The sequence below is a fragment of the Methanosphaera sp. DEW79 genome (assembly GCF_003266085.1).
In the GTDB taxonomy this organism is placed as follows: Archaea; Methanobacteriota; Methanobacteria; order Methanobacteriales; family Methanobacteriaceae; genus Methanosphaera; species Methanosphaera stadtmanae.
In genome coordinates this window covers 1-18,254 of the sequence record NZ_MUZW01000028.1, presented here as the reverse complement: position 1 = coordinate 18,254, position 18,254 = coordinate 1, and the positions used below count along the sequence as shown (strand labels likewise).

At 28.0% G+C, this 18,254-nt stretch carries 18 protein-coding genes; 6 read left to right on the top strand and 12 right to left on the bottom strand.

Annotated elements, in window-relative coordinates; genetic code table 11:
* Positions 1–6: 6 nt before the first annotated feature.
* The 7 genes from BZ132_RS02630 to rfbF are packed head-to-tail and all read right to left on the bottom strand — an operon-like array spanning position 7 to position 7,807.
* Entirely contained in the window at positions 7–906 is a 900-nt protein-coding gene (locus tag BZ132_RS02630; protein WP_286940405.1) for an NAD(P)-dependent oxidoreductase, read from the bottom strand.
* Between the two features lie 27 nt (positions 907–933).
* On the bottom strand, positions 934–2,745 hold the full coding sequence (locus BZ132_RS02625) for a thiamine pyrophosphate-binding protein (protein ID WP_286940403.1): 1,812 nt from the start codon (positions 2,743–2,745) through the stop codon (positions 934–936).
* A gap of 35 nt (positions 2,746–2,780) precedes the next feature.
* Positions 2,781–3,803: a sugar kinase gene (locus BZ132_RS02620; RefSeq protein ID WP_011406134.1), complete on the bottom strand. Its 1,023-nt coding sequence runs from the start codon at positions 3,801–3,803 to the stop codon at positions 2,781–2,783.
* A gap of 10 nt (positions 3,804–3,813) precedes the next feature.
* Positions 3,814–4,596, bottom strand: a complete 783-nt coding sequence (locus tag BZ132_RS02615; RefSeq protein ID WP_048059706.1) for an aldolase/citrate lyase family protein — start codon at positions 4,594–4,596, stop codon at positions 3,814–3,816.
* Between the two features lie 26 nt (positions 4,597–4,622).
* A complete protein-coding gene (gene rfbH, locus BZ132_RS02610) occupies positions 4,623–5,975 on the bottom strand; it encodes a lipopolysaccharide biosynthesis protein RfbH (RefSeq protein ID WP_286940400.1) in 1,353 nt (450 codons plus the stop codon).
* The gene (rfbG, locus tag BZ132_RS02605; RefSeq protein ID WP_011406131.1) at positions 5,944–7,011 is read right to left on the bottom strand and encodes a CDP-glucose 4,6-dehydratase; all 1,068 of its coding nucleotides are present in this window, start codon (positions 7,009–7,011) and stop codon (positions 5,944–5,946) included. Before rfbG ends, rfbH begins: the two co-directional genes overlap by 32 nt.
* Before the next feature lie 19 nt (positions 7,012–7,030).
* Positions 7,031–7,807, bottom strand: coding sequence for a glucose-1-phosphate cytidylyltransferase (gene rfbF / locus BZ132_RS02600; RefSeq protein WP_011406130.1), 777 nt, complete (start codon positions 7,805–7,807; stop codon positions 7,031–7,033).
* A 251-nt stretch (positions 7,808–8,058) separates the two neighbouring features.
* Here rfbF and BZ132_RS02595 point away from each other — a divergent pair, with 251 nt between their 5' ends.
* Together BZ132_RS02595 and BZ132_RS02590 are read left to right on the top strand one after the other, a co-directional pair.
* Positions 8,059–8,541, top strand: a complete 483-nt coding sequence (locus BZ132_RS02595) for a flavin reductase family protein (protein ID WP_011406129.1) — start codon at positions 8,059–8,061, stop codon at positions 8,539–8,541.
* A gap of 16 nt (positions 8,542–8,557) precedes the next feature.
* The gene (locus BZ132_RS02590; protein WP_011406128.1) at positions 8,558–9,040 is read left to right on the top strand and encodes a flavin reductase family protein; all 483 of its coding nucleotides are present in this window, start codon (positions 8,558–8,560) and stop codon (positions 9,038–9,040) included.
* Between the two features lie 80 nt (positions 9,041–9,120).
* Here the strand turns inward: BZ132_RS02590 and gshAB are convergent, their stop codons facing one another.
* The gene (gene gshAB, locus BZ132_RS02585; RefSeq protein ID WP_286940398.1) at positions 9,121–10,524 is read right to left on the bottom strand and encodes a bifunctional glutamate--cysteine ligase GshA/glutathione synthetase GshB; all 1,404 of its coding nucleotides are present in this window, start codon (positions 10,522–10,524) and stop codon (positions 9,121–9,123) included.
* Between the two features lie 180 nt (positions 10,525–10,704).
* A complete protein-coding gene (locus BZ132_RS02580; RefSeq protein WP_048059705.1) occupies positions 10,705–11,097 on the bottom strand; it encodes a transcriptional regulator in 393 nt (130 codons plus the stop codon).
* A 248-nt stretch (positions 11,098–11,345) separates the two neighbouring features.
* On the opposite strand from BZ132_RS02580, the gene BZ132_RS02575 reads away from it, so the two are divergent.
* The 4 genes from BZ132_RS02575 (at position 11,346) to BZ132_RS02560 (ending at position 15,196) form a co-directional block, all read left to right on the top strand.
* Positions 11,346–11,699 (top strand): hypothetical protein, encoded by a 354-nt coding sequence (locus BZ132_RS02575; RefSeq protein ID WP_011406125.1) that lies wholly within the window; start codon positions 11,346–11,348, stop codon positions 11,697–11,699.
* Positions 11,700–11,799: 100 nt separating this feature from the next.
* On the top strand, positions 11,800–13,479 hold the full coding sequence (gene pheT / locus BZ132_RS02570) for a phenylalanine--tRNA ligase subunit beta (RefSeq protein ID WP_011406124.1): 1,680 nt from the start codon (positions 11,800–11,802) through the stop codon (positions 13,477–13,479).
* Between the two features lie 294 nt (positions 13,480–13,773).
* A complete protein-coding gene (locus tag BZ132_RS02565; protein WP_011406123.1) occupies positions 13,774–14,928 on the top strand; it encodes an aldo/keto reductase in 1,155 nt (384 codons plus the stop codon).
* Positions 14,929–14,932: 4 nt separating this feature from the next.
* Positions 14,933–15,196, top strand: coding sequence for a hypothetical protein (locus BZ132_RS02560; RefSeq protein WP_011406122.1), 264 nt, complete (start codon positions 14,933–14,935; stop codon positions 15,194–15,196).
* A 45-nt stretch (positions 15,197–15,241) separates the two neighbouring features.
* Here the strand turns inward: BZ132_RS02560 and BZ132_RS02555 are convergent, their stop codons facing one another.
* The 3 genes from BZ132_RS02555 to tgtA are packed head-to-tail and all read right to left on the bottom strand — an operon-like array spanning position 15,242 to position 18,167.
* A complete protein-coding gene (locus BZ132_RS02555) occupies positions 15,242–15,652 on the bottom strand; it encodes a secondary thiamine-phosphate synthase enzyme YjbQ (protein WP_011406121.1) in 411 nt (136 codons plus the stop codon).
* Between the two features lie 9 nt (positions 15,653–15,661).
* Entirely contained in the window at positions 15,662–16,123 is a 462-nt protein-coding gene (gene pyrI, locus BZ132_RS02550; protein WP_011406120.1) for an aspartate carbamoyltransferase regulatory subunit, read from the bottom strand.
* 19 nt (positions 16,124–16,142) lie between these two features.
* Complete coding sequence (gene tgtA / locus BZ132_RS02545) at positions 16,143–18,167, bottom strand: tRNA guanosine(15) transglycosylase TgtA (RefSeq protein ID WP_011406119.1); 2,025 nt, start codon at positions 18,165–18,167, stop codon at positions 16,143–16,145.
* Between the last annotated feature and the right edge of the window lie 87 nt (positions 18,168–18,254).

Sequence of the window (18,254 nt, the reverse complement as noted above, 5' to 3'; positions counted from 1 at the left end):
ACGTAATTAATTATTTCTTCTAAACCATTTAATTGTTCTTTTAATACCTTCCTCAAATGTTATTTGAGGTACAAATCCAGTATCATTAACAAGTTCACTAATATCTGCCTTAAGATACATGACCTGATTTTTATTATAAGCACGTCTTCCAAATCCAACATTAAAATCCGGATTAATATTATCACGTATAATTTCAATATACTCTCTTAAAGGCCTAATTTTTCCAGAACCAATGGTATAAACTTTACCATCAACACCACTTGTTGCTACTTTAATAAATGCCCTTGCACAGTCCTCAGAATATATGTAATCCCACATTTGATTTCCTTCTGTTGTGTCAAATGGTTTATTATTAAGAATACTATCAATACATGAAGATATGAGTGTTTTTTTATTATCTCCTGGACCATAAACACTAAGTATTCTAACCCAAATATGCCGTAGTCCCATGTTTTGTGCAAATATTCTACTTAATTTACCTGCAGTATACTTACATACACCATACCCTGTTACTGGATCTACTGACATATTTCCATTTAATGCTTCTTCTTTTAATCCATACTCTGCTTGTGAACCTGCACCAACAAATACACTACAATTAGATTTTTTTGCAAGTTTACATGCATCTAATGTATATTTAACATTATCAAGCTGAGTATATGAATCATCACGTCCATCAATAGTCCCCTTCCATGCAAGATGAAATAATACATCAGAATCTGGAAGAGATACATTACATAAATCACTTACATCACATTCAATAACATGAATATTAGAATCCACGGGAATATTCTTGATTTTTGAAGAACCAGGCCTTACTATTGCATATATTTCATTATTTTCCTTTAAAAGATTCATAATACTAATGGCAATCATACCAGTAGCACCAGTAATTATATACCTCATAAATACCACAACAATTTAAGTACATACTTACTTCTTAATAATCATATTTTCTTCAAGTTCATCTCTTGGTAGGAATGGTTTCATATCTTCAAGTGGTGCTGAAACCATCTTTCCATCTGGAAGCTTTTTAGATGCAGATTTTGGTTCAAATTCCTGTTTTGTATCTACAAATATTTCACACATCACATATCCATCATGATTTAATGTTTTATTAACAGTTTCATCTAACTTACTAATATCATTACATGAATAATATGGAATAGAATAAGCATTAGCTATTTTTTTCATTTGTGGGAAGCTTACATCACCACTATCTCCACCAATTCCAACAAATGGTCTTTCAAAGAATGATCTTTGTGTTATTCTTATTGACTGATATCCATTGTTATTTATTACAAATAATTTAATAGGTAGTTTATGATGCACTATTGTTTGTAATTCTTGGAGATTCATTTGAATACTTCCATCTCCACTTACACATACAAGACGTTTTTTACCAATTCCAAAACATGCACCACAAGCAGCAGGCAGGTCATATCCCATTGAAGCAACACCAGAATTTACAACCAATCTTTGTCCTTTTTTAAGTTTATATCCATGAATACATGCACATGCTGAACCATTAGCAACCACGATCTTCTCATATTCCATCATATTTGAAGATAATGTATCTAGAAATGCATATACATTTATAGGACTTTTTTGTTGGTATTTTAATTTATCACATACAGGATACTTATTTTTCCACTCATTACATTTATCTACCCATTGATTGTAATTAAATTCATAGCCCATATACTCTTCATCAAGTACCTTATTAAATATTTCTAGGAAATCACCAATATCTGATTGTATTGGCATATCTATATTAATTGTTGGTTTTTCTATTTCAGCCTTATCAATTTCCACCATTATCTTATATGCATCATATGCCCATTTATCATATGCAAATGAAACTTGTCTAGTACTTAATCTACAACCTAAGGATAGTATTAAATCACTATTTTGTACAGCGAAGTTTGCTGGTCTATCTCCAAATGATCCACCACAACCTACTGTTAATTTATTATCATATTCAAGTGAATCTGTAGCATTCCATGCATTTACAACAGGTATTTGTAATTTATTTACAAGTTTTAAAAATTCATCATGTGCATTATTTGTTCTAATAGCACTACCAGCATAAATAACTGGTCTTTTAGCAGATTTAAGTTTGGAAATAACAGTTTCAATTGTATCTTTTGTTACTTTAACACCTAAATCTATATCCAATTCATCTTCATTAAATTCTATTAAATCATCAGTATCAATAATAGCTCCCTGAATATCTAATGGAACATCTATCCAACATGGTCCTGGTCTTCCAGAAGTAGCAAGATATAATGCTTTTTGAAGAACATATTTTATTTCATTAGGATTTTTTATCATATGTGCATATTTTGTCATTGAATCTACTGTTGAGACAATATTCCATTCTTGATCCCCTAGTTGTCTAAGATCTAGCCCTGTACTATCTACTGTCATTTCATATTTTACTTGTCCTGATATTACAAGCATTGGTATTGAATCAAGATATGCTCCAAGTACTCCAGTTAGTGCATTTGTTCCCCCAGGTCCTGTTGTTACACACACAGCAGGTAGTTTATTTGACATTCTATAATAACCTTCTGCTGCTATTGCACATGCTTGTTCATGATGATTATAGATACATTTAATATCTTCATTATGACCAAATCCATCATTAAGATGCATTGCACCTCCACCTACAACTGTAAATAATGTATCTATGTTGTTTTCAGCTAAAAATTCTGCTATATAATCTGCTACTCTTATTTTCATTATATTGTCTCCTTGAATTAAATTATTTTTATGTATTATCGTTGAACTCGTCCAGAAGCATTACCATTTGCAAGTAAATTAACTTCTTCCTCTGTAACTAAATTGAAGTCTCCTTCTATTGTTTGTTTAAGACAACTTGCTGCTGTTGCAAATTCCATAGTTTTATCAATGTTCATATTTTTCATAAATCCATATATAAGTCCTGCAACAAAACTATCTCCTCCACCAACCCTATCTGTTATATGAATAGAATACTCCTTAGATTGATAACATTTATTCCCATAGTATATTAATGATGTCCATTTATTATCACTTGCTGATATGGATGTTCTAAGAGTACATGCAATATATTTACATCCAAATCTTTCATGAATCTCTCTTGCAACTTCCTTATATGATTCATAATTTAATATTCCCCTATCCACATCAGAATCAGAAGCTTTAATATCAAATACCTTTTCTATATCTTCTTCATTTGCAATACAAACATCAACATATTTAATGAGTTTTGTCATTACTTTGTTTGCTTTTTCTTGTGTCCATAATTTAGATCTATAATTTAAGTCACAACTAATTGTAATACCCATACTTTTTGCAACAATACATGCCTCTAATGTAATTTCTGCCAAGTTATCAGATAATGCAGGAGTTATACCTGAAAAATGAAACCATGAAGCATCTTCAAATATGGTTTCCCAATCAAAATCACAAGATTCTGCCTCAGATATTGAAGAAAAAGCCCTATCATAAATTACCTTTGAAGGTCTCTGACTTGCACCTTTTTCCATATAATAAATACCTAAACGTCTTCCACCATAAACTATATGGTTTATACCTACACCATATTGTCTAAGCTTATTAAATGTGGCTCTTCCCATTTCATTATCTGGAAGTTTTGTAACAAATTCAGTTTCAATATTATAATTTGCTAGAGAAAATGATACATTTGCCTCACTTCCACCATAATTAATATCAAAACTATTTGCTTGTATAAATCTATTATATCCTGGTGGTGATAATCTTAACATTATTTCTCCAAAGGTAATAACTTTACTCATATAATCACGTCTATAATTCAACATTTACCCTATTTTTAAGTTCGTCACATCTTGCTTTATCTTCATCTACTACTGATTGATAATAATTTAATTTATTTTTAAGATAAAGATATTCAAATGTTATTGCTGTATCTATTGCATTAGCATAATTACCATCAAGTTTTTCAATATCAAATACTATTTTTCTTGTTTCTATTCTATCAATTGAATCCTCTAATTTCTTTATAAAATCAATACTATTTACTGATAATGTTCCACCAAATGCTGAGTTAAATCCATAATCATTTGATTTATCAATTATTGTTTTACAATATTCAAACATTTTCTGACCATTAATTTCACTCTTTGGAATGGAACATGAACTTGAAAAATCACTTCTTCCTATAACAACAGTATCTAGAAAATCACTATTTTCCCTAAAAATATTATCCATATTTTCATATGCTGTTATTGTTTCAAGATTTATTATTCTATCAATTACTCCATCATCTTTAGATGGAAATACTTTATTAAATGCTTTTCTAAATTTTGATGCTGCAAATGGTGTTTCAATCATTGGGGCCATTATACCATCTGCACCTAATATTTTACAATCATCCAAATCTCTTACAGCTTCACATCCACCAATTTTAATGTACATTTTGAGTCCTGCTTTAGAAATAATATCACGTAATTTTGTTAATTCATTTTTTCTAGAGCCTTCTGTTTCAAACTCTGATTTTACTGCTATTACACCATAGTCTTTTTTTAGTATTTTTAGTATTTCAACCATTTTTTCTTCTGTAGTGTTCATGACAATCACTTAAATTTATGAATTTATTATTCAACAGCTTCTCTTATTTTTTCAATCATATAATCAATTTTTTCATTAGTCATACCAGGATATACACCTATCCAAAATGTATTATTCATAATTTTATCAGTATTTTCTAAGTCTCCAACTACTCTGTACTTATTACTATCTCTTATTTGATCAAAACATGGATGTTTAATAATATTTCCTGCAAATAACATTCTTGTTTGAATATTATTATCTTCTAAATACTGTACTATTCTATTTCTATTATTTTCTTTTGTTGTAATTAAAAAACCAAACCATGAAGGATCACTATTTGGTTCTGCTTCAGGTAGTATTAATTTATCTTCAAGACCCTGTAGTCCATCTTTTATTCTGTTGAAGTTTTTCTTTCTTTTTTCAACAAAAGATGGGAATTTATCTATCTGTGCACAACCTACTGCTGCTTGCATATCTGTTGCCTTTAAATTATATCCAAAATGGGAGTAAACATATTTATGATCATAGCCTACAGGTAATTTACCATATTTTTGTGTAAATCTATTACCACAAAAATTATCTTCTCCAGAACTACACTGACAATCTCTACCCCAATCACGTAGTGAACGTATGATTCTGTTAAGTAGAGGATTATTAGTATATACTGCTCCACCTTCCCCTGTTGTCATATGATGTGGTGGATAAAAACTACTTGTACCTATATCACCTATTGTTCCAGTGAATTTTTCTTCATTATCAATTACATATTTACTTCCCAATGCATCACAATTATCTTCTATTAACCATAAATCATGTTCTTTACAAAACTTAGTTATGTATTCTAGATTAAATGGATTACCAAGAGTATGGGCTATTATTAAAGCTTTTGTTTTATCAGATAAGGCATCTTCTAGTTGATTAACATCTATATTATACTGTGGAATTGTAACATCAATAAATACTGGTACTGCACCATACTGTATTATTGGAGCAACAGTTGTTGGAAATCCTGCTGCTACTGTTATTACTTCATCTCCAGGAAGTATTTGTCTATCTTCAAGAAGTGGGGATGTTAATGCCATAAAAGCTAGTAAATTAGCAGATGATCCTGAATTTACAAATGAACAATACTTGATATTAAGATATTTAGCTAATTTTTTTTCAAAAGAATCAGTATATCTTCCTGATGTTAACCAGAATTCAAGGGAGCTATCCACTAAATTCACCATTTCTTCACAGCCATATACTCTAGAAGCATATGAAATCTTATCTCCCCTATGATACTCTACAGGTTTATGATATTTATCAGCATATTCCCTTACTAACTGTAATATTTCTTCTCTTGCTTCTTTCTCTGTCTTATTTTTAAATATAATGATTCCTCCTTTGATATTCATCTATTTGATTACTGGTGTATTCTTTCATATCTTCATTGTTAATATAGGCATTTGTCCATTCAACTGTTTTTTCAATAGCTTCTTTAATATTCCATGTTGGCCTCCAACCAAAGACATCCTTTATTTTCTGGTTGTTAAGTTTTAAGAAGGTTGCCTCATGTGGACCATTATCACTCTTATTTATCCATTTTATGTTGTTGTTTGTGATTTTATTGTAGTGGCTACAAAATATATCCACTAAAGTTTTTGTTGTAATACAGTCTTCATCATCTGGTCCAACATTGTAGTAACCTGCATATTCACTATTTTCATATTGTTTTTTTATTATTGTTAAGTACATGTACAATGGTTCTAAAACATGTTGATAAGGTCTAATTGAATTTGGATTTCTTATAATAATATCTTCATTATTAATACATGCTCTTACACAGTCTGGTACTATTCTATCCTTTGCAAAGTCTCCACCACCAATAACATTTCCTGCTCTTGCTGTTGAAGTATTGATGTTTTTTTCTTTAAAGAATGAATTATTATAAGAATGTGTTATTATTTCAGAGCATGATTTACTATTTGAATATGGATCATATCCATCAAGTTTTTCATATTCTGAGTATCCCTCATTTTTTCCAGTATTTTCATATACTTTATCTGTTGTTACATTTAGAAATGATTTAACATTTGATTCTCTAATACATTCACATATATTTACAGTACCCATTACATTTGTTTGGTAGGTATATAATGGATTTTTATAGCTTTCTCTTACAATTGGTTGTGCTGCCATATGAATTACAATGGAAGGATTAGTATCATAAAATATGGTTTTTAACATGTTTAAATCCCTTATATCACCTATAACTGAATTTATATCATTATCTAAATCTAATAATTCGTATAAATTAGGATTAGATGGTGGATTTAATGAGTATCCTGTTACATTAGCACCATATTTAACTAATATACTTGTTAACCATGAACCCTTAAAGCCTGTATGTCCTGTTAGTAAAATATTTTTATTTTTAAAGAATTTATCCATAATTTATCAACTATACACTTTATTTCCATAAATACCATGGTGCATTATCTTCTTGCCATAATTTTTCTAAAGCATCATGATCTCTTTTTGTATCCATACATTTCCAGAATCCATGATGCTTATATGCCATTAACTGACCATTTGTTGCTAAGTTTTCAAGTGGATCCTTTTCAAAAACTGTTGTATCATCTGTAATATAATCAATAGCTTCTTTTTCAAGTATCATGAATCCACCATTAATCCATCCACCATCTTCTTTTGTTTTTTCTGAGAATTTATTTATTGTTTCAGTTTCATCTATTTTTAGTACACCAAATCGTCCTGCAAGATTCACTGCTGTTATTGTTGCAAGTTTTTTATTTTTCTTATGGAAATTGTATAATTTATTTAAATTAACATCAGACACCCCATCACCATATGTTAACATGAATGGTTCATCATCTGGCAAATAATCTTTAATTCTTTTAATACGTCCACCAGTCATAGTGTTAAGACCTGTATCTACTAAAGTAACTTTCCATGGTTCTGAATAATTGTTATGTACTTCCATTTCATTTTTTGATAAGTCAAATGTTACATCAGATGTGTGAAGATAGTAATCTGCGAAAAATTCTTTAATCATGTGGGATTTATATCCAAGACATATTATAAATTCATTATATCCATAGTAGGAATATATTTTCATTATATGCCATAAAATTGGTTTTTCCCCTATTTCAATCATTGGTTTAGGTTTTAAATAGGATTCTTCAGAAATTCTAGTTCCAAAGCCTCCAGCAAGTATGACCACTTTCATAGATTTAATGCTCCTATTTTTTTATTATATATAATATATTATTTTTTAATAATATGTAGTTAGCCTTATTAATTCACATATTTTTATGAAATTATTTTTTTTAATGAAAAAAATATGTATCACTATATATTGATATTAATTACAATCAAACATACAATAAATTTAATATAATCTAAATTATAATCATTAAATAACTACTCAAAAAAAACCCAAAATAAATATTTGAAAGAAAGAAAATTGGAGATGAATAGATGAAAATTGATGTAGATGATTCAAATTGGATAAGACCAATGCCTAATGCAATTATATCATGTAGAAGTAAAGATGGACATGATAATGCATTGGCAATAGGATTTATTTCAAATATTGCAACAGATCCTCTTATGATAATGGTAGCAATAAGACCTTCAAGATATTCACATGAGATTATTAAAGAAACTAAAAACTTCGTTGTAAATCTACCAACAAAAGACTTTAAAAGAGAATTTGACTACTTGGGAAGTGTTTCAGGATATGATGAAGATAAATTAACATCAATCAATACAACTGATGCAGATGTAATTAATGCACCAATACTTACAGATTGTCCTATAAACTATGAATGTAGTCTTATAGATGTGTATAGTCCTGGAAGTCATGATTTATTCATTGGAAAGGTTGAGAAGGTTCATTGTGATGATAAATATCTAACAAAAGAGAAATCTGTTAATTGGGAAAAAATAGATTTATTATAATATTGGAGATAATCAAATGAAAAAAGAAGCAGATAAAACAAAAGCAAGAATAAAACCCATGCCAAACACTATTGTATCATGCCGTAAAGATGGACATGATAATGCATTAGCAGTTGGAGTTGCAAGTGTAGCAAGTATCGATCCTGTAATGGTAATGATTGGAATTATACCTTCAAGATTTTCATATGATATGGTAAAGGATACTGGAAAATTCGTTGTAAATATACCTACAAAGGAATTTAGTGAGAAATACATGTACCTTGGAACTGTATCTGGACGTGATGAAGATAAATTAGCATCCATTAACACAACTGATGCAGATATAATTGATGCACCAATACTTACAGATTGTCCAGTAAATATTGAATGTAGTGTTGTTGATTCAATACAACCTGGAAGTCATGAATTATTTATTGGAAAAGTAGAAAAGGTTCATTGTGATGAAGAATACTTAACAGAAGATAATGATGTTAAATGGGATGAAATAGATTTAATTTAATCTCCTTTTTACATCTTTTTAGTTAATATCCTATTTTATTAAGTTTTATATCTAAATCTAAGAGGATTTAAGATGGAAGTTTACACTTTTTCTATGGCATCATTATAATATTTGAGGAGTTTCTCATTTTTCATAATATGTTCCATGTTAAAAATATCTTCACTTGTTTGTTTATTGTTTTTGGCAATTGATAGTTGACTGTTAATATATCCCTTGTTTTTAATAATATTTCTTAATTTATATGCATGTGTTTTTTTAGGATTTTCTATTCTCTCTTGCATAGTATGTATAATTTCATCCTTACCTAAATCTAGTCTAGTGTTTATTTGTTTAATTTCATTAATTATATTAAAAGCCCAATTCTTTAGTGATACTTCACACCCATCATTTAATAGTTTTAAATTAGTATTAAATGCATTTTCTGCAGTGTTTTCCTCGTTTATTAAACTTTCTTCCTGCCATTTATCATAAGTGGATTCTTCTTTAAGTAACAAGTACAGTAGGAATATGTGTATAAATTCCATATCCTCCATAGATATTCCACATTTATCAAATGGATTTATATCAATAGTCCTTATTTCAATATATTGAATTCCATCCTCTTTTAATGATTTTAAAAAGTTATTTCTATCATGTGGTTTTAAACGTATCTGGGTGTATAATTCCTTTGATTCAGATAATAAACCTTTATTAATAAAATCTTTAACATCTCTTATAAACTCATCTACTGATGTGTATCTAGGATAGAGGGGTGTTTTATTTTTATATCCACATGATGCATTTCTATATGATACAGCCTTAGTACCATAATAACTATCATAGTTATCTTTTTTATTCATTAGATTGTAACATTTTTCTATAAATGTTTCATGACATGCAATAGATGTTCCTGTTAGATATATTATTAGCCATTTATATCGAAGGTAGTTTCTTACTATTTTAAGATAGAGCTGATTTTTAAAGTTTTTATATGAAAGATCATGGGATATATTTTTATATAATTTTTCTATGACTTTTTCATCAAATGAGAAGTTATAATGAATTCCTGATATTAACTGTAGTTTTCTTCCATATTTTTTTGATAGATTTTTTCTATATTCATATGCATCCTTACCTTCTTTTGAATATTTGGCTATGGGTATTTTAGAGTCATCTGGTATGATACAGGGTAGTGATTGATTCCATATATATTCATTATCTGGAATATTTATGTTTACTAAATCACTTATAAATGACAGAAATTGATATACTTCATTTAATGTATTGAATGATGGTGTTACTATTTCTATCTGACTTTCTGAGAAATCTGTTGTTATATATGGATTTTTAAGTTTATCTCCAAAGACTTCTGGATGTGGTGTTAAGGATAGATTTCCATCTTTTGTTACTCTAAGACCTTCCTTTTCTAATCCAAAGTTTCCTGATAGAAGTTCATTGTTAGTAAGTATTTTTTCTATCTCTTCTATATTAAAATAATTTTTCATGTATTATATGTTTGTATATTATTTATATTAATATTTTTTAACAATTGTTATATTTTAAAAGTATTATAAAAAGTTATGTATCAAAAAATTTCAAAAATATGATTTTACAACAATTAAATTTTAAAAATTATTGTAGAAATATATTTTCTACAAGTAAAAATAGAAAAAAAGTGTATATGTCTATATGAATCCACATCCATCTGATGATTCACTTCCCATACACACACTACATGATTGTGGAATATTAACCTTTTCTTTATGTATTTGACAGAGAATTTCCTTTGTTTTTATTGTTTTACATATGTGACAGAATCTTGGTATTAAATCTATTGGTTCTAATTCCCCATTTTTTATGTCTCTTGCCATATTTTTTATATATTGTTCTACAACAGGATCAAAATCTAGTTCATGCCCTCTTTTATCACTAATATATTGTGATACTGCAGGTTGTGTTATATCTAGTAGTTCTGAGATATCTTTTTGTTTCATTCCAAGGTTTAATAATTCTTTTGCAAGTTTTGAACGTATTGATGGTATTACATACCATACTACTATTTCACATGGTGGTTTCATATTATTTACCTCCAAAGATATAATTAAAGTTAGTATTTTAGTATAATTTTATTTATTTATAATCTACTTATTTTCATTATATATTTATGAATTACTTTCTATATATATTATTCACAATGTTATATATAATTAATTATAACAAAAAAGTACCATTTAAACAAATATAATATATTACTGAATATATAAATAAAATATAAGAATAATATTTATTTCTTGTAAGTAAAAAAAAATATTATTTGGTGAAACTAATGAACATAGAATGGTTTTATATAGCAATTGTACTAGCATGTTCTGATATTATTCATGGAGTATTATGGCATACACTATCAGACTTTTACATAATATTTGGTGAAATTGTATATAATATAGTGCAATCACCATTCGTAGCATGGATAGTTCATGAAGTTTTAGAAGCAATATTCCACTTAATAGTATTATCACTAGTATTCCAATCAATAACAATAGGAGTACTTGCAGCAACAATACACTTAATAATTGATTTATATCATAACTTCTATAACTTAAAATTAACTCCATTACAACACAGAGCACTACACTTTTCAATAGAATCAATATTCTTTATGATAGTACTAGCTCTATAATAAAAAAATAATTAAAAAATTTTTTTAATTAAAACTTTTTTTTAATATAACAAAATATTATTTACAAAACAAGGAAAAAACAAAAAGGAATGATAATAAAATGCCTGTAATCAATTTTACATATGAAGAATTATTCGAACAATTAGGTGAAGAATTACCAAAAGATGAACTTATAAACATACTTCCAATGATATCAAGTGATGTTGAATCATATGATGATGTGGAAGTAAAAGCAGAATTTTTTCCAAATAGACCAGACTACTACAGTGTAGAAGGAATTGTACGTTCACTAAAAGGATACCTTGAACTAGAAAAAGGAATACCTGAATATGATGTTAAAAAAACAGACACAACAATAACAGTGGATAGTGAACTTGAAAATATAAGACCATATGTTGCATGTTGTATGATAAAAAATGTTAAAATTGATGATAATCAACTTCGTAATATCATGGAATTCCAGGAACACCTACACTGGGTAATTGGAAGGGACAGGAAAAAAGTAGCAATAGGTATTCATGATCTTGATAAAGTAGAAGGACCATTTTATTATAAAGCAGGAAATCCTAATGAAACATCATTTATACCATTGGAATCTAGAGAAAACCTAACATTAAATGAAATTCTAGAAAACCATGAAAAAGGAGAAAAATACGCTAAACTACTCAAAGAATTTGATAAATACCCATTAATTGTTGATGGAAATGGAAATATAATGTCTATGCCACCAATAATAAACAGTGAACTTACAAAATTAACAACAAAAACAACAAACCTCTTCATAGATGTAACAGGAACAGATATTAATGCTGTTACAAATGCATTAAATATTATTGCAGCAAACCTCTCAGAAAATGGAGCAACCATTGAAACAATAGAAGTAAACTATCCATATCATGATAATAAAACATATCCTGACTTTGAACCTAAAATTATAGATGTACATACAAAAACTGCACAGGAATATATAGGTATTGATTTAACTGCAGATAAAATAGTTGAAACACTAGAAAAAACAAGATTCAATGCAACAAAAATTAATGAAGAGACTGTACGTGTTACAGTACCAAGATATAGAATTGATATACTACATGAGGTAGATATTATTGAAAACATAGCCCTAGGTTATGGATTTAATGAATTACCTGCACAACTACCAGACTTTGCAACAGTAGCAAATCCAGATTCAAAAAGACAGTTTGACCAAATTCTTGAACAAGTAATGATAGGATTATCATTTACTGAAATAAAAAGTTTAATGCTTACAAGTGAAACACAACATTATACAAAACTTAGAAAAGAAGTCGAAGAAGATCGTGTAACAGTAGCTCAACCAATAACACAAGATAGAACAATGATTAGAAAATCATTAATAAACAGTCTTCTTGAATTTTTAGAAGATAATAAACATGAAGAACTTCCACAGAAAATATTTGAAATTGGGGATGTAGCATATATCAATGAAAATGCAGAAACAAAAATGGTTACTGTTAAAAAATTAGCTGCTGCACAAATCTCTTCTGTTGCAAACTTCACAACAATAAAATCAATAGTTGAATCATTTGTAGCAAATATGGGATTTGAAATGGAATTAGAAGACCATGATGATTCAGCATTTATTAAAGGTCGTTGTGCTAAATTCACTACAAAACCATTGAATAAAAACACACCATTTACATTTAAAGGATATTTTGGAGAAATTCATCCAGAAGTTCTTACTAACTTTGAACTTGAATATCCAGTAATTGCATTTGAAGTAGAATTTAGTGAAGTTGAATAGATTTTAAAAATAAATTCAATTATTCCTTTTTTATACCTTTTTTTAAAATTAAAGAGAACATGTAATAATTCTGTTTTTGATGTTTTTCAACAAGATTTTCTTGTTACTATGTTTTATAATTATCAAATATTTGATGTTTTTTTTGTATATTATATATAATAAATAATATTAATAGAACAATAATTGTCGCACACTCTTAAATCTAAATACAAAGTTTAATCTAATAAAAAAAAGTACTATTTCTTCTAAAAAAATAAATAATTTTTTATAATCATGAAAAATAAATATAATTATATGAAATATAGAACTTTAGGAAAAACAGGTATTAAATCATCAATTTTAGGTTTTGGTGCAATGAGACTACCAACTATTGATAATAATCCAGAACATGTTGATATTAACGAAACAGAGATGATGATTGAATATGCTATAAATCATGGTGTAAACATATTTGACACAGCATGGGTATACCATACAACAGATAGAAGTAAACCTGGAGTTAGTGAAACAATTCTTGGAGATATACTCTCTAGAGGATTTTATGACAAAGTTCACATATCAACAAAAATGCCTTCATGGGAAATAAAATCATGGGAATACTTTGATACAACACTTGATAAACAATTAGAACGTTTAAAAACAGATACTATTGATTTATTTTTTGTTCATTCAATAAAAGATTCATTCTATGAAAATATTAAAGAAGGTGGATTGTATGAATTTGTTGATAGAGCTATAAGTGATGGAAGAATAAAACATGTGTGTTTTTCAACACATGGATCTTATGAATTATTAAATCAAATACTTGATGATTATGATAAATGGGAATGTGTACTAACACAATTAAATTATCTTGATGAAACTGATAATACTGGCTTAAGAGGTGTTGAAAAAATAAATAAATTAGGTTTGGGAACAATTATAATGGAACCATTACGTGGTGGAAAATTAGCACAAAAACAACCCTCAACAGTTCAAGAAATATTCAAAAAATCCTCAAAATCATACACCCCTCTTGAATGGGCTTTTAACTATTTATGGGATAAAAAAGAAGTTAACTGTGTTTTAAGTGGTATGTCTTCATTAGAACAAGTAAAAGAAAATATTAAACTAGTTGATAAGACAGAAATTGGAATATTATCAGATGATGATAAGAAAATATTAAGACAAGTAAAAGAAGAATATGATAATTTAAATCATATTAAATGTACATCCTGTAACTACTGTATGCCTTGTCCACATGGCGTTAATATTCCTAAATGTTTTAGAGAGTATAATATGGATTTACTTGGAGATGAAACTATTAATTCAATTCAATATAAATTTCACATGCACGAAGATAGACAGGCACATAACTGTGTAAATTGTAAAAAATGTATAGAATCATGTCCACAATCAATTAATATTCCTAAAGAATTAAAGGTAGTAGAAAAACATTTTGGAGCTTAAATAAATGGTTAAAGAATTAGAAGTAGTTAATATTATTCCAAGAATATTATCTATTGGTGAAATAGCAAAAGAATTATTTAAAGAAATTAATAAAATATCAGATAATGAAATTATACTCAATTTTAAAGGTGTAGAATATATGTGTGTTTCCTTTGCTCAGGAATATGGACATCAGAAAAAATTATCTAAGAAAAAAATTACTGAAACAAATATTAGTAAAGAAAATGAAAATCTACTTAATTTATCTAAAAATTTGTATATATACTGATTTAATCTAATTTTTTAAAAAAAAGTGGGATAAGTATGAAAATACTTATTCTCCCATTATTGTTATGTTAATAACTCGATTTCTTCGTGGACCATCAAGTTCAACAAAAAATATACTCTGCCATGTACCTAAATTAATCATACTATCAATTATTGGTAATGTTTGATTAGCTGTGGTAAACAGAGCCATCAGATGACTTCTTGCATTATTATCTATTAAATCATGATAATATTCTTTTTTTGGAACTATTTCTCTAAGAAAGTTAATATAATCTTTTTTTAAACCATTCTCATTTTCATTAATAACAATGGCTGAAGTTGTATGTTTAGTGGATATGTTAATTATTCCATTATGAATTTCATGACTTCTAAGAATACTTTGAATATCTTCTGTAATATCTATTAATTCAATATCATTATTTGTGTTGATACTTATTGTTTTATGTATTATTGACATGACATCACTCTAAAATTGTGATTCTATATCATCATATTCCATAGTTCTTTCACAATAATAACATCTAAGTGTAATAGGTTGCTTATTTTGTACAGCAAATCTCTTTTGTATTGGTTCATTGGAATTTGTTATACAATTTGGATTACTACATGTGACTACATCAGTAATTTCATCCATAAGATGTAAGTGGGATTTTCTAATATTTTGATAATCCCTAATAATATTGAGTGTTGCTTGAGGTGCTAGAAGAACTAACTTATCAACTTCATCTTGTGATAATTCTCTTCCTTCAATTTTAATTATATCTTTACGTCCCATATCTGATGATTCAACATTAATAGCAACCATAATAGCTGTTTCATCATCGGGTAATTTAAGCATGTTTAAAATATTTAATGAACGGTTAGCAGTAATATGATCAATTACTGTTCCATTTTTAATTCTTTTAACTTTTAATTCAGATTTTGTCATGTTATTTACTTCCCTTTTTTTATTCTATTTCTTTTTTCCATTTTCTTGTTTTAATAGCTTGACCTGTATTGAAGTCTTTTATTTCATAACTTGAGAGTAATGCCTTACCAAATGCTAATAATTTATCATCCTTATTTACAATTAACACTTCATCATTACGTCTTATATTTTCATCACAATCTAGTACAAACTTATTAAATACTGATTTTCCCTTTAATGCAAATGGTTCAGAATCTTCTGATACAACTACCCTATTATGTGGATATTCTAGGAATTTATGTAATCTTTTTGCTCCAAGATCTGATAGAATTAAAAATCCATCATTTGCCCTCATATTTACTATATTTTCATTATCTTCAAATACATGTCGTATTTTTTTAGTTTTACGACTTTTTTCTATGGTGATTTTATCTTCATCTCCACCAAATAATGCATTTCCAGCACCACATCCAAACTGGTAATCAGCAATATCATTTAAACGGTTAAAATCACTTATTTTAGCTTCAGGAAGTTGTAATTCATCTTCTATAAGATTAAAGTTGGTGATGTCAAATTTTTCAATAACTTTCCTATGAATTAAAACATTATCATATTTTTTAGAGTAGTTGTTAATAATATCTCTGATAAATCTTTTTGAATCCAAATCATGAATTGAAGGGGATTCATTTTGTGCTAATGGATAGAATTCATCTAATCCTAATGGTATTATTCCAAATGGAATATCTGCTACTACAACATCACTGTTTGAATAATCAGTATTTGTTGTATTGGAGTAATATGTTGGTATTTTTGGTGTGTATTTCTTAATATATTCCCTATTTACATATTTAGTGTATGGTTTTCTTGTATGAGGTAGTATTACTAGATTTTTATTCTTAGGCTTAATATTTTCTAATTGTTTTAAGTGTTTAGGCACTTCACTTCTTGCAAGAGATTCATATCCTGTGTAGAAGAATGCTGATTTTTTACTACTAGGATTTAATCTTTCCATATCTTCTTTATATTCCATGAGTCTTCTTAGGCCATCAAGTAGAAATGGATGTGATCTACATCGTAGTTCTACTAGTTTCATTAATTCTCCATCAACAATTGCCTGTCTTATTCTTCTAATTTCTGCAAAGCTAATATGAAGGTTATGTTCTGCTATGAGTTTTGCACGTTTTTTCTGGTCCATTTGTTTAAGTTCATCTACAGTATATTCACAACATACTCTACAACTACATGGCATTTCTATAAGATCTTCTAATCTTAGTGTACCATCAGGCATCATGAATCTATCTTTATTTGCATATAAAATATATGCTGCACTATCAAATAAATCACAACCCATTGCTGTTGCTAGTGCAAATACCATTGGATGTCCTGCTCCCATAAGATGTCTTGGTTTGTTTTCAGGTAGTCCTCTCATTGAATACATTACAGCATCAACTAAATCTGCATATCTATACATTTCCATTAATGGTACTACTGCTCCTATTGGATAAATATCTGCATCATACTTAGATATTTCCTTTGCACATTTTTCTCTTAAATCTGGAAATGTGGAACCTTGAACAACACTATTTAGTAGTAAATCACTTTTTACATTTGCTGCTTCCTTTGCACGTTCTATTGTAATTTCAAGGTCATTTTCTGCTTCTTCTCTTTTTACATATGGTGCTGTTGGAATATCTAGTGATGTTCCTATGTCTGTTTTTATTGCTTCTTGGAATTTTATTACTTCTTCATTTGTAATATCTATATCACCATATACTGATAATTGAAATGAACCAGAGTCTGTTTCTATTGTATTAGGAAAATCTATTAGACTATGAACTCCTTCTTCTAATGCTTTTTTCTTAAGTTCTTCATTTTTATAGATTATATATGAATTTGTAATAACTATCTGAGCACCTAACTTCTTAACATCTAATGTTTGTTTACCTGGATGAACTACAGGCATTAGAGCAGGAGTGGTTACAGTTCCATGTGGTGTTTTAAATTTACCTACCCTTGCCATTGCATCTTTATATTTAATTTCAAAATCCACGATTATATCCACCATTATTATTTTTTTTATTTCTTATATTATGTATTATATTTATATTTCTTAAATGAAATAATTTATTAAAAAAGTCATTGTCAGAAACTT